The sequence below is a fragment of the Psychrobacter sp. CAL346-MNA-CIBAN-0220 genome (genome assembly GCF_040309805.1).
Classification (GTDB): domain Bacteria; phylum Pseudomonadota; class Gammaproteobacteria; order Pseudomonadales; family Moraxellaceae; genus Psychrobacter.
Genome location: NZ_JBEOPF010000113.1, coordinates 1 through 286, shown reverse-complemented (window position 1 = coordinate 286; position 286 = coordinate 1). Strand labels below are relative to the sequence as shown.

Sequence of the window (286 nt, the reverse complement as noted above, 5' to 3'; positions counted from 1 at the left end):
GCCCAAAGGCGTGACCTGGACCCTGCTGCTGATCGGCCTGGGCCTCACCGTGGGCAACATCATCGGCGGCAAACTGGCAGACAAGCGCCTGGCGGCTACCTTGATCGGCGTGTTCATCAGCATGGCGGTGGTGTCCACGCTGCTGAGCTGGACCAGCGTTGCGGTGATCCCAACCGAGATCACCCTGTTCCTGTGGGCCACCGCCTCGTTCGCCGCCGTGCCGGCGCTGCAAATCAACGTGGTGACCTTCGGCAAGGCCGCGCCGAACCTGGTGTCCACCTTGAAC

Annotated in this window: 1 pseudogene; it reads left to right on the top strand. The window is 65.0% G+C overall.

The annotated features are described in order from the left end of the window. Positions 1-286: pseudogene (locus tag AAEY88_RS12925) on the top strand (MFS transporter); the annotation flags it as partial.